Consider the following 26,371-nt stretch of genomic DNA (forward strand, 5'->3'; position numbering starts at 1 on the left):
GGCTGCGTGTAGTGTTGATAATATTTATATGAAGTGAATAAAAGATCCCGTTACTCGTGCGACAAACGCGGCGTATCGAAACGGCGGTTAGCCAGCGCGGGGAGAACCTCCCGCGCATAGGAAAGGCGTTCGGGGTCTACATTAGCGTAGACCAGCGCCGGGGCTTCCGGCGCCTGAACCACCACCACGCCCAACGGATCGACAACCATGCTGTTGCCGATATTTCTCACGCCGCATTCGCCGACCGCCACGACATAGGCGGTGTTTTCCAGCGCGCGGGCGCGAACCAGCAGTTCCCAATGGGACTCTTTCAGCGGCCCTTTGACCCAGGCGGCCGGCAGTACCAGAACCTGAGCGCCATCCAGCACCAAACGGCGGGCCAGTTCGGGGAAACGCACGTCATAACAGGTCATCAGGCCGACTTTCAGTCCGGCGACGTCGACCAGCGGCGGCACTTCATCGCCGGGGGTGACGTTTTCCGACTCCTGCATGGAAAACGCATCGTATAGATGCAATTTCTTATACTGGGCGATGATTTCGCCGTCGCGAATGGCAATCAGCACGTTCCAGACTTTTTCTGCGCCGTTCGGTACGTGAATGCTCATCATGGTGGTCATGCGGCTGCCTTTGCTGGCCGCCAGCAATTGGCTGACGAAAGGGCCGTCCAGCGGCTGAGCCGCGGTCAGCACCAGTTTGGGATCGGTAATATCCCGCGCCAATACGCCTTCCGGCAGCACCAGCAGGTCGGCGTCCGCCTGTTGTGCGTCCGACATCAGCTTCAGCGCGGTGACGACATTGTTTCGCCATTCGCGGTCAACGGCGAACTGTCCAAGTGCGACTTTCATATCAATCCCTCTTAATCTTCAGACAAAACAGAGGACGCCCACGGGAACAAGGCTTCCGGAGTCAGGCATTGCGCCGTTATCCCCTGTAAGTACAGTTCACTGGCGAAATCGGCAATCATGGTTTTATTGATGGCGAAACCATTGTCGTTCCAGTGAACGGGTAAGTCCTGAGCGGTGCGGCGCAGATCGTCCAACAACCAGGGCGTGGTATCGGCATACTTGATGCGCTTGCCCATCCACACCTTATACGACTGGTCGATGACCTCGCTGAGCGCCTGCGGCAGCCAGGGGTGTTCCGCCGCCAGCGCGGGTTTTATCGCCAGCACATGCATGCCCGGCACATAGCCGACCTGGTGGAAATAGTCGATTTCCGCCTGACGGAAATCGGGTTGCAACTGTCGTAAACCGGAGCCGCCGTTAAAAAATCCTTCCGGCATGAACGGGGTGAAGATGGCGTCCAGACCGCCGTTTTTCAGCAGCGTAATCAGCGGCTGCTCGCCCGGCGCGGCTTCTATGCGTCCCGGCCGGCCGAATCCGGCCAGACGATCGACAATCGGATGCGCTTCCGTCAGACGGCCTACGTACCAGTAGGCATCGTCATTGCCGATGCCTTCACGGCGCAATAGCGCGCGCGTCCAGGTATTGCCGGAATCCTGCCAGCCCGTCAGGCCGATCTTTTTCCCCGCCAACTGCGACAGCTCGGTCAGCGGACTGTCCTGCGTGGTCAGAATGCAGCGCTGGCGGAAACCGCGCATCAGAAAGTGCGGCAGGGCGACTAAACTTTCATCGCCCTGAGCGCGGCTTTGCGCATAGCGGCTGAATGACACCTCGCCCGCATCGTACTGACTGCTGGTCGCCAGATTGTCCGGCAACGTACCGACCCGATCTATTTTTAGTTCAAACCCTTCTGGTTTGATATCGCCCAAGGCGAGTGGGGTGAAATAATCCCAATCCCTCACTGCCAGTCTAATTGTTATCGTCAACTTGGTGATTCCCTGGTGAAGGCGCGAGCTAACTCGCTCATAACAAATATGTCTGATATTTGCACATAATGTGCTTTTTTTTGATACTAGATCGATGTTCATACGTGTACAATAATATTTTTGTTATTGTACAAAATATTATTTATGACTAAACCAATCGATACCGGCTGGCTGGCTGAACAACTGCATAATCACAGTATCCGTGGCATTGCGATGGATATGTCGGCGCTGATCCGGGCAGGAAAAATTGAAATCGGCCGGCAGTTGCCGCCGGTAAGGGAACTGGCCGAAGCGCTGGGCGTGAGTCCGGCGACGATTTCCGCGGCCTGGAGCCAGCTGCGGCGACAAAAAGTGATTGCGGGGCGCGGCAGAACGGGCATGTGGGTGTCCGGTCAGCAGGTTTCCCCGCGACCGGAGCGTTTTGAGAAGATCGGTAACTTTGGCGATACGATCATCGCCGATCTGACCTTGTCGGCGCCCGATCCCGCGCTGTTGCCGGATCTCGACGAAGCGTTGTTATATGGCGCCCGGGTTAAGAATTTAAATAGCTATCAGCGTACGCCGATCGTTCCCGAACTTGAGCAGCAGTTGCGCAACAACTGGCCGTATGCGGCGGAAGCGTTTATGACCGCTGACGGCGGGTTTGACTGCGTGAATCTGACCTTGCAGACGCTGATTTTCCCCGGCTCCACGGTGGTGATTGAAAGCCCGACCGCGGCGCGGCTGCTGGATTTGCTGGATCATATCGGCATCAACGCCATTCGGGTCGAATGCGATGAACATGGCCCGGTCATCGAGGCGCTGAAGCAGGCATTGCAGCATAATCCCGCCGCGTTTATCTACCAGCCAAGAACCCATTCGCATACCGGTCATTCGGTAAGCCCGGCGCGTATGGCGGCGATGGCCGCGCTGTTGGCGGATAACCCGATGACGATGATTATTGAAGACGACGGCGTCGGCGAGATCTCGTCCTATCCCGCGCTGAGCATGGGCGCGTACTATCCGGCGCAGACCATTTATATCCGTTCCTATTCCAAAGCCTATGGCCCCGATTTGCGTATGGCCGCAATCTCCGGTTCGGCGGAAGTCATCGGCAAGATCCAGTCCTTTCGTAATTTCGGCGCCGGCTGGAGCAGCCGGATACTGCAAGGCGCGCTGAGCTTTTTACTCGCCGACCGGAAAACGCAGCAGGGGATTGAACATGCCCGCGAGGTGTATCATCAGCGGCGGCAACGGCTGGCGAACGCGCTGGCGCGGCGGGGGATTTACGTGCCGGAAAACGACAGCCTGTGTATCTGGCTGCCGGTGCCGTCGGAGCGCTATGCGCTGATCACCATGGCTGCCCATGGCGTCGCCGTGCAGCCGGGAGAGCGGTTCGGCACCAAAAGCGGCCATTATGTGCGGCTCAGTATTTCGCAGTTGCAGGAATCGTTAATCGAGACGATTGCGGAAGCGGTAAGCCAGATTTATCGCTGATGGGCTGCCCGGCAACGGGTTATCTTTTATTTAAGGCCATCTACATGGATGTGGTATATGGAAAAACGAACACCCCATACTCGACTGCACGTCGTTAAGGCGCTAATCGCTCAGGGCAAGGTCAGGGCGACTAACACGGCGCTCAATGGCGCAGATTTACTGGGATTAGATTTTGACGGAATGTCTATCGCCCCAGGATTAACACCGTTGATCTCTATGTAAAAATCACGGTTATTGACGACTTGCTCATCGTCTCATTTAAGGAGAAATAATATGAAATGTCCTAACTGTGGCGGTGCCGAACTGATACAGGAAGCAAAAGATGTACCCTACTCATTTCGTGGAAAAAAACCATGTTGCCGGCCATAGAGGGATTGCACTGTCCGATCTGTCATGACGTCACGATGAACAAGGACGAGTCTGCGGCGTACCTGGCAAAAATCGTTGCTTTCAAAAATTCGGTTATCAAAGAAACGATTGAACCGGCGTACATTAGTCGTGTGCGTAAAAAGTTGGATTTGACGCAACGTGAAGCCAGCGCCATTTTTGGCGGCGGCGCGAATGCATTTTCCAGATATGAAACAGGCAAGGCACAACCTCATCCTTCCACGGTGAAATTACTGAAAGTTCTTGATCGTCATCCAGAATTGCTAGGTGAGATCCGTAGTTAAACGATAGCGGAGCGCACTGGCGACGTCTGTTGCTACCCCCTCCCGGCCTCACCCTTGTCAGCTGTCTCTTAGTCACATATTTACCGATAACGGTATATGTAGGCTCAGTGTTATTTCGTGCGCGAGAAGGCCGTCATTTCTCTGCGATGTCGCAGTACGCGCCCGACGCAGGGTGGTTCAAGCGCCACCACCCTACGAACCCGGGCTTGCGGCTAAATTATGCCGCTGCGCGGTGCCTTCGTCGGTATCAGGCTTAACGGATCGCTTGCGACACGTTCCCGACGTGGCGCAAGCTTTCGCCGCGTCCATGCGGCTCATCCTAAGCCTGCTATCTCCTCAGCATAATTTTTTACGCCGCGTAACAGCCAACCCCATCAGCGCTCCCGCATTTGTGTATAAGAGACAGCCCTTGTCAGGGGGAGGAGCCAACTCCCTCGCCTGTGAAGGGGAGGGTCGGGGTGGGGTTAGGACTCTGTCGCAAAGGATAGTCGCGTCACTCCTGCGGACTTTTCTCCGCTTTACCCGCCATCATGGTCAGGAAATCATAACGGCGGCGCAGATCGATTTCGGCCTCTTCGTAAAGCTGCGCCGTTTCTTCCGGCAGCATGTTGTTCAGGCGGCGGAAACGTTGCTCGTGCAGCAGGGTTTCGCTCAGGCTGTTTGAGGGCGGACGGGAATCCGTCATCAATGCCGGTTTGCCTTCCTCGATGCGGCGCGGATCGAAGCGGTAGAGCGGCCAGAAGCCGGTGGCGGTCAACTGACGCATTTGATCGTGGCTGAACGCCAGGTCATATCCGTGCTCTTCGCAAGGGCTGTAGGCGATGATCAGCGACGGCCCCGGCCAGGCTTCCGCTTCCTGAATGGCTTTCACCGTCTGGTTCAACTGCGCGCCCAGCGATATCTGCGCTACATAAACGTGGCCGTACATCATGACGTTGATGCCCAGATCCTTGCGCGCCTTACGCTTGCCTTTCTCGCCGAACTTGGTGACGGCGCCCAGCGGAGTGGCTTTGGACTGTTGACCGCCGGTGTTGGAATAACACTGGGTATCGAGCACCAGCACGTTGACGTTTTCGCTCAGGCTCATGACGTGATCCAGACCGCCGTAGCCGATGTCGTAAGCCCAGCCGTCGCCGCCAATCAACCAGATGGATTTATCCACCAGATGGTCGGCTTCGGCGCTCAACGCCCTGGCCTGCTCATTGTCGAGGTCGGCCAATATCATACGCAGCTGTTCAATTTGCTGACGGCGCAGTTCCGGCGCTATCGACTCTTCCTGCAACGCCGCCACTAAATCATCCGGCAACAGCGGCGCCAGCTCATGCAGCAAGCGCACGGCGCGCTGGCGGTGTTGGTCGACGCTCAGGCGGAAGCCCAGGCCAAATTCGGCGTTGTCTTCGAACAGCGAATTCGCCCAGGCCGGTCCGCGCCCGTTGGCATCGGTGGTCCACGGCGTGGTGGGCAGATTGCCGCCATAAATAGAAGAGCAACCGGTGGCGTTGGCCACCAGCAGACGATCGCCGTACAACTGCGTCAGCAGTTTGATATACGGCGTTTCGCCGCAGCCGGAGCAGGCGCCGGAGTATTCAAACAACGGCGTAATCAACTGCGAGGTACGGATATCGATACGCTCCAGTTTGGCGCGATCCATTTCCGGCAGCGCCATAAAGAAGTCGAAGTTCTCTTTTTCGACCGCCAGATTATCCAGCCGGGATTCCATATTGATGGCTTTGATTTCCGGGTTCTGGCGATCTTTCGCCGGGCAGACTTCCACGCACAGGTTACAGCCGGTGCAATCTTCCGGCGCCACCTGCAAGACATATTTCTGACCGCGCATATCGCGGGCTTTCACGTCCAGCGATTGCAGCGACGCCGGTGCGTTGTCCATCGCTTCGGCCGGCACCACTTTAGCGCGGATGGCGGCGTGCGGGCAGGCGGCGACGCAGTGGTTGCACTGGGTACACAACTGCGGCTGCCACAGCGGGATCGCTTCGGCGATATTGCGTTTTTCCCATTTGGTGGTGCCGGTCGGCCAGGTGCCGTCGGGCGGCAGGGCGGAAACCGGCAGACTATCGCCTAAGCCGGCCAGCATGGCGGCGGTCACGGTTTTAACAAAGTCCGGCGCGGCGTCGGAAACCACCGGCGGGCGCTGCGGGCTGTCGGCATTGACGGCCTCCAGCGGTACCGCGGACAGCGCTTCCAGCGTGGCGCTCAGGGCGTTCCAGTTGCGCTCGACCAGTTCCTGACCTTTGCTGCCGTAGCTGGCGGCGATCGCCGAGCGCAGTTTTTCCAGCGCGACGTCGCCCGGCAGGATCTGCGACAGATGGAAGAACGCCATCTGCATCACGGTATTGATGCGCGCGCCCAGCTGGCATTCGCGGGCGATTTTGGCGGCGTTGATGCAGTACACCTTCGCCTGACGCTGGTTCAGCGCGGCCTGAACTTCCTGCGGCAGCCGATGCCACAGATCGTCGCTGGAATAGGGGGAGTTGATCAGAAATACGCCGCCGGGCTTCAGACGCTCGACCATGCTGTATTTGTCGATGAACTGCCACTGGTGACAGCCGACAAAGTCCGCCTGATCGATCAGATAGGCGGAATTGATGGGATGAGGGCCGACGCGCATGTGGGAGACGGTCAGGCTGCCGGCCTTTTTCGAGTCGTAGACGAAATAGCCCTGTACGAACAGCGGGGTGGTGTTGCCGACGATTTTAATCGAGTTTTTGGCGGCCGATACCGTGCCGTCGCTGCCCAGGCCATAGAACAACGCTTCCAGCGAGGCATTGCCCGGCAAATGCTCGACGGGCAACGGCAGCGACAGATTGGTCACGTCGTCATAGATGCCGACGGTAAAACGCGGTCTGGGGTTAGCAAGCGCTAACTCATTAAAGATCGCCTGCACGCACTGCGGGGTGAACTCTTTGGACGACAGGCCGTAACGCCCGCCGATCACCCGCGGCATAGACGCGCGTTCACCGGTGGAGAACGCCTCGGCCAGCGCGGTCATCACGTCCAGATAGAGCGGTTCCGCCAGCGCGCCCGGTTCTTTGGTGCGATCCAGCACGGCAATGCTTTTCGCCGTTTGCGGCACGACCGCCAGCAGATGGCTGGCGGAGAACGGGCGATACAGACGGACTTTCACCACGCCGACTTTTTCACCCAGCGTCAGCAGCCGATCGATCGCTTCTTCGCAGGTGCCGACGCCGGAGCCCATCAGGACGATAACGCGGGTGGCTTCAGGATGGCCGTAATACTCAAACGGGCGATACTGACGGCCGGTGACCTCGGCGAAGTCGTTCATCGCCTGTTCGACGTGCCGACAGCCGGCGTTATACCAGGAGTTGGTCGCCTCGCGGGCCTGGAAGAACGTATCCGGATTGGACGCCGTGCCGCGGATCACCGGATGCTCAGGTGTAAGCGCTCGCTCACGGTGAGCCTCTATAGCCTGCTGAGGCAGCAGTCGGCGCAGGTCGTCATCGCTCAGCGGTTCAATCTTGTTGATTTCATGCGAGGTGCGGAAACCGTCGAAGAAATGGATAAACGGCAGCCGGCTGTTCAGGCTGGCCATCTGCGCGATCAGCGCGAAATCCTGCGCTTCCTGTACGTTGCTGGCGCAGAGCATGGCGCAGCCGGTCTGGCGTACGGCCATCACATCGGAGTGATCGCAGAAGATGGACAGCGAATGGGTGGCCACCGTGCGCGCCGCCACGTGCAGGACAAACGGCGTCAGCTCGCCGGCCAGCTTATACAACGTGGGGATCATCAGCAGCAGGCCCTGCGACGAGGTAAAGCTGGTCGCCATCGAACCGGTTTGCAACGCGCCGTGTACGGTGGCTATCGCGCCGCCCTCCGACTGCATTTCCACCACGCGCGGCGTATCTCCCCAGATGTTTTTGTCGCCGTCGCTCGACCAGGCCGCGGCCTGTTCCGCCATGGTTGAACTTGGCGTAATGGGATAGATGGCGATGACCTCATTGGTCCGCCAGGCGACAGAAGCGACTGCGTTGTTACCGTCGGTGGTGATCATGACTTAGCCTTTTTGCTCACAGAATGAAATTCGATTTTTATTTGGGGAATTATCGCATCTCAAAGAACGAAGAAAGTGACTCAATTTACGCGGAGTTGTTTCAAACTATTTTTAATAATTCCGCTTATTATACACCGATATGACATAAATGCCGTCCCCTGCGCATTTTCAGTACAAACGGAAAAAAAGACGCGTGATTTCAGATAAATAATGGGCAAACGCTGCCGGTTGTCTGGCGTGAGGTATCCGCATCCTGGCGCATGTCATGCTGGAAGCGGTTAACGAAATTGAGCAGCATCGGCGTACGCGCCGCGGATTCATGGCCGACGATCAGCCCGATATCCCATCTCATGCCGGAGTCCAACAGGGGAATGCTCACCATGTCTTCGCGCAACATCGGGCGGGCCAATCCTTCGACGAAGACGAAAACGCCCTGATTCAGCGTCACCAAATCGTAGGCGACATGCAGATCGTGATTGATGTGGGTATGAATGCTCGGCGTGACGCCCGCCTGGCGCAGGTGCTGCAAAATGGTCTCCTGTAGCCGGAAGGTTTCATCCAGCATAATCAGGGAGACGCCGATCAAATCGGTCAGGCGGATGGGCCGCGTTTGCGCCAGCCGCGCCAGACGGTGCTGCCTGTTGCTGACCAGCACGATCCGCTCCTGCTTGATGCTGGTATAGCGCAGATGCGGGTTATCTCCGGGCCTGACGGTGATCGCCATATCCAGCGACCCGTTATCCACGCGCGCTTCGCAATCGATATCGGCGTGCTCGGACAGTTCGCAGTCCGCATCCTTGTAGGCGGCCAGAAACGCCATCACCCGCCGTACCCCCAGACTTTGCAGCGTGCCGGGAGAGAAGCCGAGGCGGTAACGAGGATGTTCGTGCCGTTGCCGGGTGCGTATATCGCTTTCCAGCGCGGCAATGCTGCTGATGGCGGTCATGGCCTTGACGTAGAGGTAGTCGCCCATCGCGGTCGGCGACATGCCGCGGGAATTGCGCTCAAACAGGGTTACGCCCAGTTCGGTTTCCAGATTGAGGATCTGCCGGCTCAGCGCCTGCTGGCTAATGAATAATTTTTGTGCGGAATGAGTCAGGCAACGATCCTCATACACCTGAACAAAATATTTCAGTGTACCGATATCCATATGCCACCTCTCCCATCATCAGTCATCGTGCGGGGGACAGGCGGACAGTGTAACCAGCCCGTTTGCGTCAAAATATGACAGCTATCATAGGAATAAAAAACGCGTATGAAGAAAAGGGATATTGCGCACAGTTTTCAGCGCGCGCAACCGGGCCGGAAACGCCGCGATAACATCATGCGGCGTTGCCGTGGGTTACTTCAGCGGAATGGTGACCCCCAGATGGAAGATCGACATATCCACATCATTTTCGGCGAACAGCGCAAACAGAAAACGCCCTGAGACGGAAAAATCGCCGAAGTTATAGCCGATCATCGGCCCGAGCGAGGCGTATTCGGTGCGTTTTCCCCGCGCGTGAAATCCCGGTATGGCGGAGACTTCGCGCCCCTTTATCTTGTCGTCGCGGAACTGCCGGGTATAGTTGCCGATCGCGCCCAGCGTCCAGTTATCGATCGTTTTGGCGGCGGTGACGTCCAGATAGTAGAGGTGGCCGGTTTGGTATTCGGTCGTCTTGTTGCGGGTATTGAAATTGAAGATGTTATTCACCGTGAACGCCCAGTCGTCGCGCAGATAGGTGACGGCGAGATTAGGCTGGAAAATATAAAAATTATTGGCGATGGAATTTCCCTGTATGACGTTTCTGCCCTCGGCCTCGCTGTACTGATATTCAAACTTGCCGTTCTTCAGACTGACTCCCGCGCCGAATCCCACGAACAGACCGCGGCCCAGATCCCACGACAGCATCACGGGGGTGATCGAGGTGTTCAGCATGCCGTCATAGTGATCTTTGTGCTCCGTCTGACCGTCGTTGGTACGGGAACGAATGACGCGCTGGGGTTGCACTATGCTGGCGCCATAACGGGCGCCCAGCACTTCCCAGCCCGGCACCCACAATAACGACGCGGCGGTGCTGACCACCTTGAGCTTGACGCTGCCGCCCGGCGTCAGGGCTTTATCGCCGTCCTCGTTGCGCAGCGATCCGGTTTCATAGGAGCTGTCCAGCGTAAAGTAGAGCCCGTCCGGCGGCAACAGCCCCGCCGCGTTGCCGGTTGTCGCGCCCGGTTGCAAGGGCGTGACGTTTTCCACCGCGTATACGGCGGGAACGGCCATCAATGTTGCCGATAATAGTGTGGCCCGGAACAATTGATTGATATTGTTCATCATCATTCCTCCAGTGCATGTCATGCATAATGGGAAGGCCCGGCTTCCCATTATGGCGTGCGGGATGCTATTTCAGCGTACGGATATAGTTCGCCGCGTTGACGGCGGACAAACGACCCGATGTGACCGCGAAGGAATAATGAGACCCGGAGGCCCATAGCGTGTAGGTGCGGCCATATTGCCCGCCGACATCCAGACCGGTGGCATATAACCCTTTGATAACCTTATCCTGCTTGTCGGTGACTTCCAGATCCGTGGTGATGCGGACCCCGCCGAAGGAGGCGAAATAGTGGGGTTGCACTTTCAGGGCATAATAGGTCGGACCGGTAAGCGGCAACACGGTGGCCGGGTTTCTGACGAAATCCTCATCGACATTTTTTTCTTTGATCTGGTTAAAGCGCGTGACGGACGCTTTCAGTCGTCTGGGGTCGACATCGAGTTTTTTCGCCAGCTCGTCCAGCGAGCTGGCCCTGACCACCTTGGCGCTGCCCGCATTGATGGCGTCGTCGATCTCTTTTTTCAGGTTGGTGAGTTTTTTCATGACCGGAATGATGACGCCCATGCCGGTTCTGGCGCCCTCTTCCTCGACAAATTTTATCGTATCATCGTCGAAAATGGACCAGACGAAGCTGTCGCGCTGGCCTTCAATCGCGTTGCCGGCAATGGCGAAACTTTCCACGATGGTTTCATCGATAAAGCGATCGCCGTATTTGTTGACCCACAGGTTGGGTTCCCAGGCCATCGCCTGCAAATCGCCTACCAGCGGAATGCCCTTATCCGTCACCGCCGGATGCAGCAACAGGCCGAAGTCGGTGGTGTCCGCGCCGACGGCCGTCGCCATATCGATGCCGTCGCCGGTTTTGTTCAGGTGGGCGAACGGCGTGACTTTTTCCGGATCGAAAGGCGTCCAGGCTTTGACTTTCTCTTTGCTGTCCTGGAAGCCGCCGGTGGCCAGTATCACCGCTTTCGCCAGTATGGTGATTTTGTTGCCGTCGGCATCCTCCGCTTCAATCCCTTTAATCGCGCCGTCCTGATAGATCAGCTTCTTGCCCGGCGTTTTATACATGACCGTTACGCCGAGTTCCCTGGCTCGCTCCGCCATGCGTTTGATGAGCGCCGCGCCATGATGCGCGTTGCCGTATTCTTCCACGATATGCCACACGCGCGGCTCATGGGCGGAGATCTGGGTGACGTAAAAATTGACGCCCTGTTTTTCCAGCCAGCGGATCGTCGGGCCGGACTCCTTCAGATACATTCTCACCAGCGCGGGATTCACCCGGTACGACTGATTAAATTCCATGGAGGTGCGGTAGGCTTCCTCGGGAGTCATGGTGACGGCGTTTTTACGGGTTTGGTCGGTTTGGACGGCAAACAGCCCTTCGGCAAAGTTGGAACTGCCGCCGGCTATCGCCTGTTTCTCCAGCGCAATGACTTTCAGTCCGGCTTCCGCCGCCGACACCGCGGCGGATACGCCGGCGCCGCCGAATCCGACAACCACGACGTCGGTTTCCAGTTTGCTCTCTTGTGCGGCACCCGGCTGCGCGTAGCTGAGGGAGAGGCCGAAGATGAAAAGAAAGCAACCGATAGCGGTATTTTTTCTTAATCTGCTCATAGTGTTATCTTCCTGTTATTGTAGGGGTACCCGATCCTCGTGCTGTTTTCTGGTGATATCGCCTGCCTGTTGTATGATGGGAAAGGGGTCTGGTGCGGCCGGATAAACGCTCTGGACGCGTCCAAATGACCATCCCCCTGGATATCGGTAGGTTTTTTAGGGGGACGACAAGAGGTGGTTTCACTATAACCATCTGAGATATATTGGAAAAACACCCTTTATTTGTGGTTGCTACAACTTCAGGTTGTAGCGAGCCGGAGCCGGACGGGCTTCCGGTTGTGGTTATGGTCGGTTGGCGGGGATTGAGGAAGGGCTCCCGTTGATCTGGGAGCCGAATGATGGCGAATGAAATAAAAGATAAGCTGATTGCGGTGGTGGCGTCGCTCCATGAACAGGGCATGACCCCGGAACAGGCGCTTGAGCATATTCTTCAGGCGTGGGGCGGTACGGCGAAGGACATTGCCCTGATTGGCTTGATCACGCCGCAGTTGATTGCCGATGTGCTCCACTCGGTGTATCAGGATGCGATTTCCGCGCGGCAAATCGCCATGATCTTGCAGCAACTGGGTTATGACCGACCGGCGATTGCCGATACGCTGCGCACGCTGTTCCCCGAGCTTTCCCGCGCCGGCGGGCGGGCGTAATGACGATGCCGCATCCTGCTCTGATGAGGTCTCTATGTATCGCAGAATCAGCGGTGATGATTATCAAAGAATATTTGTGGTCGGCGATATCCACGGCTGTTATCAGGCATTGCTGGATGCGCTGGCGACCCGGCAATTCGATCGTCAAACCGACTTGCTGATCTCGGTCGGCGATCTGATCGATCGCGGGCCGGATAGCCCGGCCTGCCTGGCGCTGCTGGATGAATCCTGGTTTACCGCCGTGTGCGGCAATCATGAGCAGATGGCGCGCGAGGCGCTGAGCGAGGATAACGGCTGGCTGTGGTCGCGCAATGGGGGAAGCTGGTATTCCGCGCTTGATGACGCCGATAAACGCCTCGTCGCCGGGCGGATAGCGCAAACGGCGGATCTGCCGCTGGTCATCGACGTGGATATCGGCGGCCGCCATTATGTCATTGCTCATGCGGACTATCCGGCGGACGATTATGCGTTCGGCAAGGCGGTCGATGAGGATGAGTTGGTCTGGGGGCGTAATCGCATCACGCGCGCCATGGCGGGCGAAGGCGACAAGATCGCCGGGGCGCACCTGTTTATCTTCGGCCACACGCCGCTTCACAAACCCCTGATCTTTTTCAACCAGCTTTACATTGATACCGGCGCGGTGTTCGGCGGTCGGCTGACGCTGATTCAACTACGCTGACGAGGCGCTCATCGCCAATGCTTTTGCCGATTCAGCCACCGAACGGTGTTCATAGATGCTGTTAAATATAACCAGTAAATTCAGATCGATGCGGCGTAGATCGAGATGCATATTGTTCATTAAGTCCTGAGTACAATGCAGTTCATACAGTATTGCTAATGAAGTAGCATGGCAGGCATTACTTGTCACCACAACCTATGGAAAATTAATGAAAATTGAGATTCAACCCGCCCGCAAGTCTGATGCCGGCGTTATTTTAGACCTTATTATCGAACTGGCGGAGTATGAAAAAGCGCGGCATGAAGTAGTGGCTTCGCGTCAGGATATTGAAGATTCGTTATTTGGCGAGGATGCCAATGCGGAAGCGCTGATTTGCCGTATCGACGGTCAGCCGGTCGGTTACGCGGTTTTCTTTATGAGCTACTCCACCTGGCTGGGGAAAAACGGTATTTATCTGGAAGATTTGTACATCGGGCAAAAATTCCGCCACTGCGGCGCCGGTAAAGCGTTGCTCAGACACCTTGCCGACATTGCCCGGCAAAGAAAATGCGGCCGTCTGGAATGGAGCGTGCTCGACTGGAATCAGCCGGCCATCGATTTCTATAAAAGCATCGGCGCGTTACCGCAGGATGAGTGGGTTCGCTATCGGTTGGATGAAAACGGCATCGAACAGCTTGCATCGGCCAAATAATCACGTTCGGCGGGAACGTGATTATTCGCGACGCCGGCATTATTTGGTCGAGATCGCCAGCGTCGTGCCGGCCAGGATAAAAATGCCGCCGGTTGAACGGTTAAACAGTTTTATGCGGCGGGGACTGGAAAACAGCGAGGACAGCCGGCGGCCGGTGCAGGCATAGATAAACATAATGCTGCAATCCAGTATCAGCCAGGTGACGGCCAGTATCACGAACTGCAAAACAGGCGGCGCGCCGGTATCGATAAAGTGAGGGAACAGCGCGGCGAAGAACAGCAGATCTTTCGGATTGCTGATCCCCACCAGATAGCCTTTGCGGAAAAGCGCAAACCAGCCTGAGGATGGCGCATCCTGAACGCCGGGTTCCGTCTGATGCATGCCCGATGCCCGCCATGACGTGATGCCAAGCCAGATCAAATAGGCCGCGCCAATAATTTTTAACGCGATAAACGCGGTGGTCGAGGCCGCCAGGATGGCGCCCAATCCCAGGGCCGAGCAGGCCATCAGCGTTAGCGCCGCAATAGCCCCGCCCAGCACGGTCGCCGTGGCGCGGGTATGCCCGTAGCGGAGTCCGTGGGACATGCAAAGCAAAGCCGACGGGCCCGGTATCGCGATTAATGCGCTGATAATACCGGTATAAGCGAGCCAAAGACTAAAACTCATGGTTGCTCCTGGGGTTGTTTAACCAATAAACGAATGGCGCCGGTCGCGGGCGTGAATCGCCGTATCTTCGCATAGATAACGAGGTTATCCAACGCGATGACGCGCCGCGGCGTTCGGCCGTATTTTTCTCTTATTCAGAGAAGATCGCCGGCCGGGTAATCACCTGTGCGGGCTGACGTTGCAGGATAATCTCGCCGTGGCGGATCGACCAGAGCACATCTTCCTGACGGCGGATCGCCTCGTAATCGTTTTCGCCCGCCAGAACGATCAGATTGGCGGGCTTGCCGACCTCAATGCCGTAGCGCGCATCGATACCCAGCGCTTTGGCGCTGTTGTCGGTGATCAGGCTCAGCGCTGTGGAAATATCCTGATAGCCCATCATCTGACAGATATGCAGCCCCGCATCCAGCACCCGCAGCAGTTTGCCGTTGCCTAGCGAGTACCAGGGATCGAATATCGAATCCTGCGCCAGACAGACATTCATGCCGGCCGCCAGCAGTTCTTTCACCCGCGTCACCCCGCGGCGCTTGGGGAAGGTGTCGAAACGTCCTTGCAGGTGGATGCTTTCCGTCGGGCAGGAGACGAAGCTGATGCCGGATTTTTTCAGCAGACGGAACAGCTTGGAGCAGTAGGCGTTGTCATAGGAGTGCATGGCGGTGGTGTGGCTGGCGGTGACGCGGTGGCCCATATCGTTGAACAAGGCCTCGGCCGCCAGCACCTCAAGGAAACGCGAGTTGGGGTCGTCTATTTCATCGCAGTGGACATCCACCAGCCGGTCATATTTTTTCGCCAGCGCGATGACCTGTTTCATGGATGCCTCGCCCAACTCCCGCGTGTACTCAAAATGTGGGATGCCGCCCACCGCGTCGACGCCGATTTCCAGCGCCTCTTCCATCAGCCGCAGGCCGTTGGGGTACGAGAGCAGCCCTTCCTGAGGGAAGGCCACCACCTGTAGTTCCAGCCGATCTTTCAACTCATCGCGCAGTTCGCACAACACCCTGGTCGCGGTTAGCGTCGGATCGGTGGTATCGACATGGGTGCGGATCGCCTGAACGCCGTTTTCCATCAGCAGTTGGATGGTTTTCCGGGCGCGGGTGCGGATATCGTCCGGGGTCAGCAGCGGTTTGCGTTCGGCCCAGCGCTCGATGCCTTCGAACAGGGTGCCGCTCTGGTTCCAGTTGGGCTCTCCGGCGGTGAGCGCTGCATCCAGATGGATATGAGGCTCGACGAACGGCGCGCAGGCAAGATTGCCCTGAACGTCGATCTCCTCCGCCGTCGCGTTTTGTCTGGCGGTCTGCGGCGTGATAGCGGCGAATAAGCCGTCCCGAATCTCCAGCGTAAAGAGTTCCGAACGATGGCGCAGGCGGGCGTTGACGATTCTCATGAGCATTCTCCTTTTCGTGACGGACAAATTGCGGGTCGGCAGGCCGTCGGGATCGAGAAGATCGAGCCGGCGGACGGCAACGGGATGCGCCGATCGGCAGGGCGACGTCCGATTTCCGATAATACACCGCTTCGAACCACCGCTGGCGGTTTTTGACTCGACTCGGCGTGCCATAGCGCGCCACGCTAATCGGAACACCGACCTGTGGCGCGTTTATGACAAAGGATTGATGGGGGATTTATGCGCGGGTATTCAGTCGCCGACCTGATTTCAGATCAAAAAGATGAAGAAAATCCTGATTAGCCTGAATCCTTAACGTTTCGCCAGGCGTCGGCAGGAAGCGTTGCCGAAATACGCAGGTTATCTCCTGTTCGCCGCAACGCGCCATAATCAATGTTTCCGAGCCGGTCGGTTCAACCGCCGCCACCTCAACCGCCATGCCGTCCTCGGCAAGTTGAAAATGTTCCGGTCTGATACCCAGCACAACGGATTGGCCATCTTGCAACGAGGCGGAATCAGGCAGCGCGATCTCGAAACCCCCTTCCGCGGTAAATATGGGCGTGTTCCTTATCTGGATCGAACCGGCGATAAAGTTCATCGACGGCGAACCGATAAAGCCCGCGACGAAGAGGTTATCAGGGCGATCGTAAAGCTCCAGCGGCGTACCGATCTGCTCCACCACGCCATCATGCATGACCACAATGCGATCGGCCATGGTCATCGCTTCGACCTGATCGTGCGTGACATAGATCGTTGTGGTTTTTAGTTTCCGATGTAATGATTTTATTTCGGCGCGCATCGTCACGCGTAGTTTTGCGTCGAGATTGGACAGCGGTTCATCGAACAGAAAGACCTGCGGGTTGCGGACGGTCGCGCGTCCCATCGCCACACGCTGGCGCTGACCGCCGGATAACTGGCGGGGATACCGGTCGAGTAATTCGCTCAGGCCGATAATGCCGGCGGTTTTTTCGATGCGGGCATTGATCTCGTCGAGCGGCATCTTTTTCAGCTTTAGCGCGAACGCCATGTTTTCGCGTACCGTCATATGAGGGTAGAGGGCGTAATTTTGAAACACCATGGCGATATCCCGATCTTTGGGCGCGGTGTTATTGATGACTCGTTCGCCGATGCGGATATCGCCTGCCGTCACAGTCTCAAGGCCGGCGACCATTCTGAGTAATGTCGATTTCCCACAGCCGGACGGCCCCACCAGCACGATAAACTCGCCATCCTGAATGTGTATGGAAACATCGTGAATCACCTGCAACGGACCGTATGATTTCTGAATATTCTCAATGCTGACTGACGCCATTTCCACCACTCTTTTTTCCCAATGACAGACCGACGCACAGAAGTTGCACGCCCATCTCTTCGATCAACTTGCGGGTTTCCGGCGGCAATCTGTCGTCGGAAATGATGATATGCACTTTGTCCAATTCGCAGATGCGATGCAGCGCCGGCGAGCTGAACTTGCTCGCATCGGCCAGTACGACGATGCGAGTGCTGGCGGCGATCATGGCGATGTTCTGATGCGCCTCGTCTTCATTGAACGTGCTGAGGCCGACAACCGGATCGATGCTATCACTGCCTAAGTAGGCCGTGTCGAAGTGCATCGAGCTTAAGGAGGTCTCGACCATTCGGCCGACCAGCGACATCGATTCGGCGCGGAATGTGCCGCCAGGCAATATAATTGAATGCTGACGCGACGGGCGGAGTTCCTGCACGACATTGAGTCCCGTCGTCAGAATGGTCAGCGGTTCGCTGTCGCGCAACTCTGTCGCCATCATCTGCGTGGTCGATCCTGAATCAAGAATGATACGTTTATCATCCCTGGCCAGTTGGGCCGCCTGACGCGCAATTGCGCGTTTCGCCACGCGATTGACGACATTTTTATCTTCGATAACCGGATCGACGAAGCGTGGAAATTCCGGGGCATCGCGCTCCGCCAACGACATCGCCAGCGCGATACGAAAGTCCGGTACGCCTTTATATCCATAGTGCCGACAAAAACGGATTAATGTCGGTTCGCTGACTTCGGCGATGAAAGCGAGTTCGCGCACGGTCTTGTACATAAAACCTTCCCGTTCCCGCTCGATATAGGCAGCGATGCGGCGAAAGGATTTACTGAGTTGCGGTGTATCAGACACGATCGTCTCGAAAAGCGACAATTTTCCCACTTTATCCGTCCAGGTAAGGTGTTTTTTTAGCGGAATAGCCTCATCAGGATGATAACGATGTCCCATCTAAATGCCAGACAAAATGTAGTTTTACTAAAAAAATAACAGAATATAGTTATGCTTAAATAATATTGCGCCAAAAAAGTAATTACGCTAAATCTCAACGGGTGATAACCGAGCAACCGGGCGGCGGTTTTTTTGCAGAGGACGGTCGGCTCAACCCAGGTAGTTTAAAACGTGAATGATATTTATAACCATGAGAACGGCGCGATGACAAAACCATTAAAAATCCGGCGGCGCATAGCGCTGGCAATCACTTCGCTACTGGCCGCAACCAGCATGTCTGGTTTGGCCTATGCGCAAGACACCATTACCTACTGGTCGATGTGGAATCGCGGCGAGCCGCAACAAAAGGTGATCCAACAAGCCATCGACCAGTTCACGAAAGACACGGGCATTGTTGTCAAGACGCAATGGGTTGGCCGGGATAACCTCAAAAAACTGGCGCCGACGCTCAATTCCGCGGTAACGCCCGCCGATCTGGTTGACGGCGCGCAGCGCAACGTGCGCTCCATTCTGGTATCAACCAATAACCAGACTGATCTTTCCCCCGTCTACGCGGCAGCAATCCCAGGAGAACCAGGGAACACCGTCGGCGGCGTGATACCCGAAAAATTCTTGCAGTCCGTGACGACCGGCGGCCAGAAATGGCTGGTTCCCTACGAGGTGATTACTTCGCAATGGTGGTACGACGCCGCGTTTCTGCCTGAGGTCGAAAAGTCTCCGCCTCAAACCTGGGCCGACTTAATCACCCTGTTGGATAGCGCAAAAGCCAAAGGGGTCGCGCCGATCGCGCTTGACGGCGATATCGCGCACTTCAATCTGTATTACTTTGCGGAAATCGCCGTGCGCTATCTTGGCCCCGGCAAGCTGCGCGCGGCCGTAGCCGACAAGACCGGCGAGGCCTTAAAGGATCCGCTGATTCTGAAGACGGCCGAACATATTGAGGAACTGGTAAAAGGCGGATATTTCGCTCCTGGCTACAACGCCAGCAAATGGCCCGCCATGCAGCAGCGTTGGGCCACCAACAAGGCGGCCGTCATTTTTAACGGCCCGTGGATCGTGAGCGAAACGGCCAGTTACACCGCTCCCGGTTTCAAACCCCGCTCTTTTCCCATGCCGTCGGTCGCGGAAGGCGCGCATCAGACGCAGGAAGTCTCCTTTATTGGCTTCGCCATCCCGAAAAAAGCCGCCAATGCAGAAGCCGCGCAAAAGTTCATCAGCTACTTCCTTGCCAAGGACAAGCTGTCGGGTATCGCCACTGAGACCAGAAATCTGACGCCCCGCGCCGATATCGCCGTGCCGGATGAACTGGCGCAGGCCAAGCTGGCAATCGAATCCTCGCCCGAGATTCATAGCCAGTTCGACGGACTGATCGACGTGGACGCCGACTATACGAATAAGGTGCTTATTCCGCTCATCAACGATCTTATCTTCGGCGTGAAGAGCGCGCAGGCGTTCCAGTCAGCGCTGGTGGAAAATACGATTACCTATCGGCGTCTGAATTGAACGATACCCGGATATCGGCAACCTGAAGGGCGTGTTGGTCAGGCATATCCACATGCCTGACTTATACTTTTGCCATCAGCGAGCGGCCGATTGATCGCATTGCGCATAAAAGTCATCCATTAACAAACGCGTCGGCCTGTGTTGGGGGCGGCGCTTGAGAGAGCCACGAATGCCTTTAAAGTCCGCTATCAAGGACAACCGGTCGGCGCTGCCTGATGCAAAGGCCGAACCCACCATCGAACCGATGCATCAGGCTCGCCGAAAGCTGTTTTTCTGGTTTGTTGCGCCGGCGCTGGTTCTCTATGTGGTGTTATTCATATTGCCTACGATCGCGACGGTGTGGATCAGCTTTCATAAATGGCCCGGCGCAGGGCCGATGGAGTACGTCGGCTGGCGCAACTATGAAGCGCTTTACTACGATCCGATTTTTATCAGCGCTTTTATAAACACCCTGAAGATTATTTTTATTGTCGGCGGCGCGACGTTTTTTATCAGTTTCGCGATGACGATGGCATTGCGGGAGATGATGGGACGCAAGTTTGTCAGATCGGTCATATTCTTCCCCAATATTCTTTCAGCGGTCGTTATTTCGATTCTCTGGGGATTTCTTTTTCAGAGCGGCGGTCTCGTTAACGAGATACTGGCGGGCATGGGGATCTCGAATCCGCCGGCCTGGCTCAACGAGTCTAATTTGTTCAATCTGATTATGGTGGGGCTTATCTGGGTTTCGACCGGCTTCTATACGACCATCCTGATGGCCGGGGTCGATCGTATCCCCGCCGATCTTTACGAAGAGGCCGAACTTGCGGGCGCGAACGCTTTACAGCGTTTTTGGCACATCACGCTGCCGTTGATGTGGGAAATCGTCAGTATGGCCGCCGTACTGTGGACCATCAGTTCCGTCAAAATCTTCGAGTTCATTTATGCGTTCGCCGGCGGCGCGGGGTATCTGCCCTCCACCAAAGTCTGGAACACCGCTCTTTATTCGTATGCGGAAGCCTTTGCCGCCACGGGGACGCCGCGTTATGGCCCGGCGGCCGCCAGCGCTTTTATCATGCTCATCCTTGTCGCTGTGTTGGTCTGGCTTATTCGTCGGATAATGCGCCGCGATCCCCTGCAATTTTAAGGAGATGGCGATGACATCATCTCATCTACGCGAAAGTACGCGCCTGGCGGCCATGCCGACGCGGCGTGGTTTCCGCTTGCGCAATCTGTCCGTCACCCAAACCATCCCGACGCTGCTGATCTGGGCTTTCGTCGCTTTCAATATCCTGGTCCTTATCTGGCTTCTGCTCTCCTCTTTTAAGACCACGCGTGAGATTCTGGCATTTCCCTGGTCGCTGCCGGGAACCTTTCAATGGCGCAATTTCGAGGAGGCCTGGATTGCCGGTAACTTCGGCGTTGCGGCGTTAAACACATTGGTTCTGTCTGTTGCGACGGCTTGCGCCACGATTGCGATCGCCGCGCCGGCCGCTTACGCGCTCAGCCGGTTCAGGGTATTGGGCGCTGATTCAATCACCCTGTTTTTTGCCATTGGCATAGGGATCCCCGCGCAGGTTATCGTATTGCCTCTCTATGTTCTGATGGGGGCTTTTGGTCTGGTTGACAGCCTGATTGGACTTTGGATCCTCTATGTCGCGACATCGCTTCCTTTTGCCGTGTTTTTCCTGACCAGTTTTTTCGCCACCATGCCGAAGGAGCTGGAAGAAGCGGCCGCGCTGGACGGGGCGTCGCCATTCAGGACTTTCTGGTCGATCATGCTGCCGATGGCGCGGTCCGGCATTATCACGATTTTCATTCTTAACCTCATCGCGCATTGGAACGAAACGATTTTCGCTCTGGTTCTGCTCCAGTCTCAGGAACTGGAAACGCTGCCGCTGGCGCTGCTGAAATTTCTCCAGCAGATGCAGTACAACGCGGCGAATTGGGGCGGCTTGTTTGCCGGCATGTGCATCGTCATCCTGCCGATACTTGCCATCTATTTTTGGCTCGGCAGCCGGATTATTGAAGGTTTCACGCTGGGCGGAAGTAAGTAAAAGAAGGGGAGGTAACAGAGATGGCCGCTGCTCAACCCAACATACTGATGATTGTTTCCGACGATCAGGGCTACTGGGCCATGCATCATGCCGGCACGCAAGACATCTACACGCCGAACCTTGATCGGTTAGCGCGCTCGGGCAAACGTTTTGATTCCCTTTATTGCGTGTCGCCGGTCTGTTCGCCGGCTCGGGCCTCGCTGATGACGGGCCGGATCCCATCGGCCCACGGCATACATGACTGGATTCGCGCTGGCAATGCCAGCATTGAGACGGAGTTCCATCATCGACTGATTCAGTATCTCGATCGGCACCAGACGATGGTTGAGATCCTGGCGCAAGCCGGCTATACATGCGGACTGAGCGGCAAGTGGCATCTTGGCGATACGCATATCCCTCATCGGGGATTCTCATACTGGCAGGCCTACGCGACCGGCGGAGGCGCTTATCAGTCGCCGACGATGATTCAGAACGGTGAGGTGCAACGCGTCGACGGTTATCTGACGGACATCATCACCAGCAATGCGCTGACCTTCCTTGCGCAACAGTCCGGGCAAGCGCCGTGGTATCTGAGCGTACACTACACGGCGCCGCATGCGCCGTGGGAGGAAAATCAGCATAAACCTGAAGATTTCGACCGCTACTATCCTGACTGCGCGTTCTCTGATCTTCCCGCTCCCCCGATGCATGCCGATTTTTATAATCCGGATAATTTTCCCAAGGACGAAGACGCCCGCAAACGAATGCTTTCCGGCTACTTCGCGGCGGTTACGGCGATGGATCGTGGGATTGGCGAAATTCTTGATGCGCTTGAAAGCCGCGGGCAGCTTGATAACACGCTGGTCATTTTTACCTCCGACAACGGCATGAACATGGGCCACCATGGCATTTACGGCAAGGGGAACGGCACTTACCCTCAGAATCTTTTCGAGACCTCCGTGAAAGTGCCGGGCATCTTCATGCACCGCTCACGCATTGCTCCTGGCCTGCTGAAAGGGCTGTATTCTCACTACGATTTCATGCCGACGATTCTGGCTTACGCTCAACTTGAACACCTGATACCGGAGGGATTGCCAGGCCGGGATATCAGCCAGGTATTGAAAGCGGATGCGCCTGAAGAGGCGGGCTATGTCGTTGTGTTCGATGAATATGGCCCGAACCGGATGATTCGCGCAGGGCGCTGGAAATATATCCATCGCTATGCCGGCGGCTGTGAGCTTTACGATCTGGAAAATGATCCGGCGGAAGCGCGCAATCTTGTCGCCGAGCCCGACAAGAGTACGACCATCGCCGACCTGTTTGACCGCCTTCAGGCGTGGTTCGCCCGATTCGGCACAACGGCTATGGATGGAGCCATACAGCCCGTGATGGGCGGCGGTCAGATCGATCGGGTTGGGGGAGAGGGCGTTGACGGGGCAATCTTTGTTGATCATAGAGACAAGCTGCATAGGTGATCATTCCTGATCGCGCGCAATGGCAAGAGTTTGGTAAAGGTCGTGGCTTACACGGAAGAGAAGCCAAAACGTAAGCTGGATTTTCTGAAGGCAAAGGAACGGTTCCGGATCATTTTGATGAGCTGAACCGCGCGGAAATACAGGATATGTTTGAAGGGAAATATGAATATCGGATAATAAAATAATCGATTTATCCGCCGATTTTATAAAAGTTATACCTAATCGGTAGTCTTATATTGATTGAGCGTGGCGGTAAAAAACGGCTGGCGCCGGTTTTGTCGCCGTTGGCTGCGTATCAGGTTATATCGCATTTAGGCTGCCTTTACTTGTAGGTAAACTTATAATCGACAATATAAGACCCGAGCTCGTTGACTCGCGCCGTTACCCATACCTCACTCATGCCTTGTCGTCTTTTTTTGGACAACTCTTTTTTACTGGTGCATAGCTGTTTCCAGCGGTCGGTATAAGCATCTTTAATCCATATGCCCGCTTCGCAACGACCATGTTTCCCTCTGTATGGGCCTGGAAAAACAACCTCATACTCGGAGGTATAATTAATCACTTTATCCGGGAAAAGATAAACGTAAACGTCAAAGCTATTCAGTATGGCAACAAATCCTAAGGCGAATCCACCCAGAAACATTTCAAGAATATACTTTGGCGTTTTATTTACTGGTCGGAAGTAGGTTGCTCTTCCAGCAAAGATAAGGCCAAAAATAGCGCCAGTGGTAATGTATATGGTGAATTCCGGGAATGTCTCGATCAGTATCGTGTTATGCGACAGATGCGAAGCCCATAGCATATACCAAAGAATAGGCGACATGATGGCCAGTACAGTGACAAGAATAAAAAAATATTTTGAAAATAAATACGTTATAGTTTTTCTATAGAAACGGCTCATCTATCCATGACCTTGCATTAACAGCTTGTTTTATCACTATTTTACACTCATTCATTACTCAAAAAACAACTCCTGTTTTTTATTTTACTGGTTGGGTAGCTCTTATAAAAATAGTTTTTTATTTAACACTATGATATTTATGGGTTTATTTTGGTTGGTCCTTTGTTGGGATACCTAACTATGAGGTTTTACCCAATGGCTATTGCGAGACGCTGGTCATGTGTAAAACGCTTGATGAAGTGATGTGCGACGCTCGTCGCAACAACAAAATATATCCGCAATGTGGGAAAGTACGATTAGGCTGTTATTAGCCGATATTTTTTAGAAAAATATTCTCTGATCTACAAAATAAAAAGATTTTATAAAAATTGGTTCACCTTCTTCTTCTGACCGCTTTGTTTGTGTCTATCCGAAATATCGTATTCTGGCAGCCAGTAGATATTAAGTTGATAGCGTTAATGATGATGTGTCAGTTAGTTTTTATTCAGCTCGATCGATAGTTGGGATAATTCGCTTTGAATGTTTTTACGCCTTTTTTTAATTAGGGACTTCCGAGGGAGTATCTTCTCTATAATTGTTGGTTTTTTATGCAAATAGCGGAGCACCAACTCTTTTACTTCTTCAGGTTCCCAACCATCCATAACCGGAGTAGGGTTGAATAGCAGATTTCCCAGTAAGGCGGGCGCCACTTCGTCATCAATTATCTGAAAAATGGTTTCCTTGGATAAGCCAGATTCTTTCAGCACCTTGACCATCCATTGATAGTCGTAGTCCTGTAACTCACGCGCTGTGAAAAGATCGGACAAGGCATGCCATACCAGAACTCGTTTTGACAGTTCGTGATCGCTTAGTTTCATGCTCGGATTTTCCCTTTAAGACACCGTATAAATTGTTCCATATAACATTTCTTTGCCTGCTGTAGCCAGTACTCCACTTATCAACACACGCATACCGGAGCGGTGGCGGTGTAAATGCCAACAGCTACAATACCCGCTCCAGCAGCCTATCTCCCAGCAATCCCAGCCGTGGCAATTGCTCCCTGATGAAGTGTTTCTATTGCTTTATCTTCCTTCACCGGGCTGGGGGCGTTGAGTTGTTATCTATTATGGGTTCAAGTTTGAATCTAAAAATTTTATTTAGCTGGAGTAAGCTAGGCGTCAGCATTCCATTGTTTGAAATAACCCTTTAATTTCTCGACGGTATGGCGCCATTTTTGCGTAGTAGGTTTACACACGGTATTTTGATTGCCAAAGAAACCGACCTCATTGACTGCATCGCTCTCGCTGCGTGTCTCCAGCCATTTCACTGGTACAAAATATTCCGATTTCTCCGGGTTATCCGCATTCTGGCGATAAAGCTCGCCGTGCTGAAGTACGTCCATTGCCAGCTTCTCACCTTCGGGCGTGTCGATTTTAAAGCTGCTGGCGGGTTGCACGGTTGAAAGGACTTTACCGATACCCACATAGCCTGTGCCGGGGATTTTTACCCAGACGCGATCGTCCGGCTGTAGCTGTTTTAACGTCTGGCTGTACCAGCTACCGCCACCCGCGCTGATAAATTCATAACGCCGGGCATCTTGCCAGCTACGGCTCAGCGGGTCGCCAAAGGAGACGTAAAACTCGCCGTTCCACGGTTCGCGCTCTTCAGCGCTGATGCCCGTCGTAGCTTGTGTAGCGTTAGTCTGGGTTTCGCTTGGGTCGATGAGCCAGGCGCGGCTCAACAACTGCTCGTCGGCATTCTGGAACACCTGGAAGAACAGAACATTGATAGGGATTTCACGTTCGCTAAGGTAGGTGACAATACGCTCGGTCGACGGATCAAGTTCAGAGGCGACGATGATTATCTGATGCGCTTGATTGAGCGATTCCTCTTCCAGCACGTTGTTGAAGCGCTGTTTGAAGGCTTCGCCCAGATTACCGCCCTGAGAGAAGCGTTCATAAATTTGCGATAGGCGTTCCGGGGTTAACCCCGCTACCCAAGAGGCATAATCCAGAGCCTGTGCCACCACCTCACGCGGTGTGCGGTCACGTTTTAACTCAATAAGGATCAGTGAGGCATCCGGTGCTATCGCCAGCAGATTGATCTTGCCCAGCGACGGTGGACACTGCCTTAAGCGAGGTTTCTTTCCTCAAATTGCACCGGGCTTAGCCCGCCGTTGGCACTATGCCGTCGGTGCCGATTGTAGTCTATCTCGATATACTCGAATACCGCCGATTTCATCTCCTCCCGCGTGTTGAACCTCTCACCG

22 protein-coding genes and 2 pseudogenes are annotated in these 26,371 nt (G+C 55.2%); 9 read left to right on the forward strand and 15 right to left on the reverse strand.

Features of this window, described 5'->3' with window-relative positions:
- Window positions 1-50: 50 nt before the first annotated feature.
- Window positions 51-845, reverse strand: coding sequence for a deaminated glutathione amidase (locus tag ABRZ26_RS10760; protein WP_319604252.1), 795 nt, complete (start codon window positions 843-845; stop codon window positions 51-53).
- Between the two features lie 11 nt (window positions 846-856).
- Complete coding sequence (locus tag ABRZ26_RS10765) at window positions 857-1,828, reverse strand: substrate-binding domain-containing protein (protein WP_319604253.1); 972 nt, start codon at window positions 1,826-1,828, stop codon at window positions 857-859.
- Between the two features lie 144 nt (window positions 1,829-1,972).
- Here ABRZ26_RS10765 and ABRZ26_RS10770 point away from each other — a divergent pair, with 144 nt between their 5' ends.
- Window positions 1,973-3,304: an aminotransferase class I/II-fold pyridoxal phosphate-dependent enzyme gene (locus tag ABRZ26_RS10770; RefSeq protein ID WP_319604254.1), complete on the forward strand. Its 1,332-nt coding sequence runs from the start codon at window positions 1,973-1,975 to the stop codon at window positions 3,302-3,304.
- 273 nt (window positions 3,305-3,577) lie between these two features.
- Window positions 3,578-3,975, forward strand: a pseudogene (locus ABRZ26_RS10780) (type II TA system antitoxin MqsA family protein).
- A 493-nt stretch (window positions 3,976-4,468) separates the two neighbouring features.
- Here the strand turns inward: ABRZ26_RS10780 and nifJ are convergent.
- From nifJ to ABRZ26_RS10800, 4 genes are all read right to left on the reverse strand, one after another.
- On the reverse strand, window positions 4,469-8,002 hold the full coding sequence (gene nifJ, locus ABRZ26_RS10785) for a pyruvate:ferredoxin (flavodoxin) oxidoreductase (RefSeq protein WP_319604255.1): 3,534 nt from the start codon (window positions 8,000-8,002) through the stop codon (window positions 4,469-4,471).
- Window positions 8,003-8,201: 199 nt separating this feature from the next.
- Window positions 8,202-9,152, reverse strand: a complete 951-nt coding sequence (locus ABRZ26_RS10790) for a LysR family transcriptional regulator (protein ID WP_319604256.1) — start codon at window positions 9,150-9,152, stop codon at window positions 8,202-8,204.
- A gap of 192 nt (window positions 9,153-9,344) precedes the next feature.
- Window positions 9,345-10,310: a SphA family protein gene (locus tag ABRZ26_RS10795; RefSeq protein ID WP_319604257.1), complete on the reverse strand. Its 966-nt coding sequence runs from the start codon at window positions 10,308-10,310 to the stop codon at window positions 9,345-9,347.
- A 67-nt stretch (window positions 10,311-10,377) separates the two neighbouring features.
- On the reverse strand, window positions 10,378-11,922 hold the full coding sequence (locus ABRZ26_RS10800; protein WP_319604258.1) for an FAD-dependent oxidoreductase: 1,545 nt from the start codon (window positions 11,920-11,922) through the stop codon (window positions 10,378-10,380).
- A gap of 335 nt (window positions 11,923-12,257) precedes the next feature.
- Between ABRZ26_RS10800 and ABRZ26_RS10805 the strand changes: the two genes are divergently transcribed.
- Together ABRZ26_RS10805 and ABRZ26_RS10810 are read left to right on the forward strand one after the other, a co-directional pair.
- The gene (locus tag ABRZ26_RS10805; RefSeq protein ID WP_319604259.1) at window positions 12,258-12,566 is read left to right on the forward strand and encodes a hypothetical protein; all 309 of its coding nucleotides are present in this window, start codon (window positions 12,258-12,260) and stop codon (window positions 12,564-12,566) included.
- A gap of 34 nt (window positions 12,567-12,600) precedes the next feature.
- The gene (locus ABRZ26_RS10810; RefSeq protein ID WP_319604260.1) at window positions 12,601-13,245 is read left to right on the forward strand and encodes a metallophosphoesterase; all 645 of its coding nucleotides are present in this window, start codon (window positions 12,601-12,603) and stop codon (window positions 13,243-13,245) included.
- Here the strand turns inward: ABRZ26_RS10810 and ABRZ26_RS10815 are convergent.
- Entirely contained in the window at window positions 13,237-13,365 is a 129-nt protein-coding gene (locus ABRZ26_RS10815; protein ID WP_319604261.1) for a hypothetical protein, read from the reverse strand. The genes ABRZ26_RS10810 and ABRZ26_RS10815 overlap by 9 nt on opposite strands.
- A gap of 88 nt (window positions 13,366-13,453) precedes the next feature.
- Between ABRZ26_RS10815 and ABRZ26_RS10820 the strand changes: the two genes are divergently transcribed.
- Window positions 13,454-13,936, forward strand: a complete 483-nt coding sequence (locus ABRZ26_RS10820) for a GNAT family N-acetyltransferase (RefSeq protein WP_319604262.1) — start codon at window positions 13,454-13,456, stop codon at window positions 13,934-13,936.
- Between the two features lie 39 nt (window positions 13,937-13,975).
- Here ABRZ26_RS10820 and ABRZ26_RS10825 read toward each other — a convergent pair whose 3' ends face one another.
- The 4 genes from ABRZ26_RS10825 to ABRZ26_RS10840 all read right to left on the reverse strand — a co-directional run bounded on the left by ABRZ26_RS10825 (window position 13,976) and on the right by ABRZ26_RS10840 (window position 18,229).
- Window positions 13,976-14,602 (reverse strand): LysE family translocator, encoded by a 627-nt coding sequence (locus ABRZ26_RS10825; protein WP_319604263.1) that lies wholly within the window; start codon window positions 14,600-14,602, stop codon window positions 13,976-13,978.
- A 130-nt stretch (window positions 14,603-14,732) separates the two neighbouring features.
- Window positions 14,733-15,986, reverse strand: a complete 1,254-nt coding sequence (gene codA / locus ABRZ26_RS10830; protein ID WP_319604264.1) for a cytosine deaminase — start codon at window positions 15,984-15,986, stop codon at window positions 14,733-14,735.
- A 238-nt stretch (window positions 15,987-16,224) separates the two neighbouring features.
- On the reverse strand, window positions 16,225-17,298 hold the full coding sequence (locus ABRZ26_RS10835) for an ABC transporter ATP-binding protein (RefSeq protein ID WP_319604265.1): 1,074 nt from the start codon (window positions 17,296-17,298) through the stop codon (window positions 16,225-16,227).
- Window positions 17,279-18,229 carry a DeoR/GlpR family DNA-binding transcription regulator gene (locus ABRZ26_RS10840; RefSeq protein ID WP_319604266.1) on the reverse strand — a complete coding sequence of 317 codons (951 nt, stop codon included), beginning with the start codon at window positions 18,227-18,229 and terminating at the stop codon, window positions 17,279-17,281. Before ABRZ26_RS10840 ends, ABRZ26_RS10835 begins: the two co-directional genes overlap by 20 nt.
- Window positions 18,230-18,433: 204 nt before the next feature.
- On the opposite strand from ABRZ26_RS10840, the gene ABRZ26_RS10845 reads away from it, so the two are divergent.
- The 4 genes from ABRZ26_RS10845 to ABRZ26_RS10860 all read left to right on the forward strand — a co-directional run bounded on the left by ABRZ26_RS10845 (window position 18,434) and on the right by ABRZ26_RS10860 (window position 23,222).
- Window positions 18,434-19,732, forward strand: coding sequence for an ABC transporter substrate-binding protein (locus tag ABRZ26_RS10845; RefSeq protein ID WP_319604267.1), 1,299 nt, complete (start codon window positions 18,434-18,436; stop codon window positions 19,730-19,732).
- Between the two features lie 169 nt (window positions 19,733-19,901).
- Window positions 19,902-20,858, forward strand: coding sequence for a carbohydrate ABC transporter permease (locus ABRZ26_RS10850; protein ID WP_319604268.1), 957 nt, complete (start codon window positions 19,902-19,904; stop codon window positions 20,856-20,858).
- A 10-nt stretch (window positions 20,859-20,868) separates the two neighbouring features.
- Window positions 20,869-21,768: a carbohydrate ABC transporter permease gene (locus tag ABRZ26_RS10855; RefSeq protein ID WP_319604269.1), complete on the forward strand. Its 900-nt coding sequence runs from the start codon at window positions 20,869-20,871 to the stop codon at window positions 21,766-21,768.
- A gap of 20 nt (window positions 21,769-21,788) precedes the next feature.
- On the forward strand, window positions 21,789-23,222 hold the full coding sequence (locus ABRZ26_RS10860; protein WP_319604270.1) for a sulfatase-like hydrolase/transferase: 1,434 nt from the start codon (window positions 21,789-21,791) through the stop codon (window positions 23,220-23,222).
- Window positions 23,223-23,544: 322 nt separating this feature from the next.
- Here ABRZ26_RS10860 and ABRZ26_RS10865 read toward each other — a convergent pair whose 3' ends face one another.
- From ABRZ26_RS10865 to ABRZ26_RS10880, 4 genes and pseudogenes are all read right to left on the reverse strand, one after another.
- Complete coding sequence (locus ABRZ26_RS10865) at window positions 23,545-24,123, reverse strand: hypothetical protein (RefSeq protein ID WP_319604271.1); 579 nt, start codon at window positions 24,121-24,123, stop codon at window positions 23,545-23,547.
- A 473-nt stretch (window positions 24,124-24,596) separates the two neighbouring features.
- On the reverse strand, window positions 24,597-24,980 hold the full coding sequence (locus tag ABRZ26_RS10870; RefSeq protein WP_319604272.1) for a DUF7079 family protein: 384 nt from the start codon (window positions 24,978-24,980) through the stop codon (window positions 24,597-24,599).
- Between the two features lie 293 nt (window positions 24,981-25,273).
- A pseudogene (locus tag ABRZ26_RS10875) lies at window positions 25,274-26,212 on the reverse strand (DUF8606 domain-containing protein); the annotation flags it as partial.
- Between the two features lie 20 nt (window positions 26,213-26,232).
- Window positions 26,233-26,371, reverse strand: a 139-nt coding sequence (locus ABRZ26_RS10880; protein ID WP_319602909.1) for an IS3 family transposase, incomplete at its 5' end; no start/stop codon positions are given.

It is taken from the genome of Brenneria sp. L4-2C (assembly GCF_040240335.1).
GTDB lineage: Bacteria > Pseudomonadota > Gammaproteobacteria > Enterobacterales > Enterobacteriaceae > Brenneria.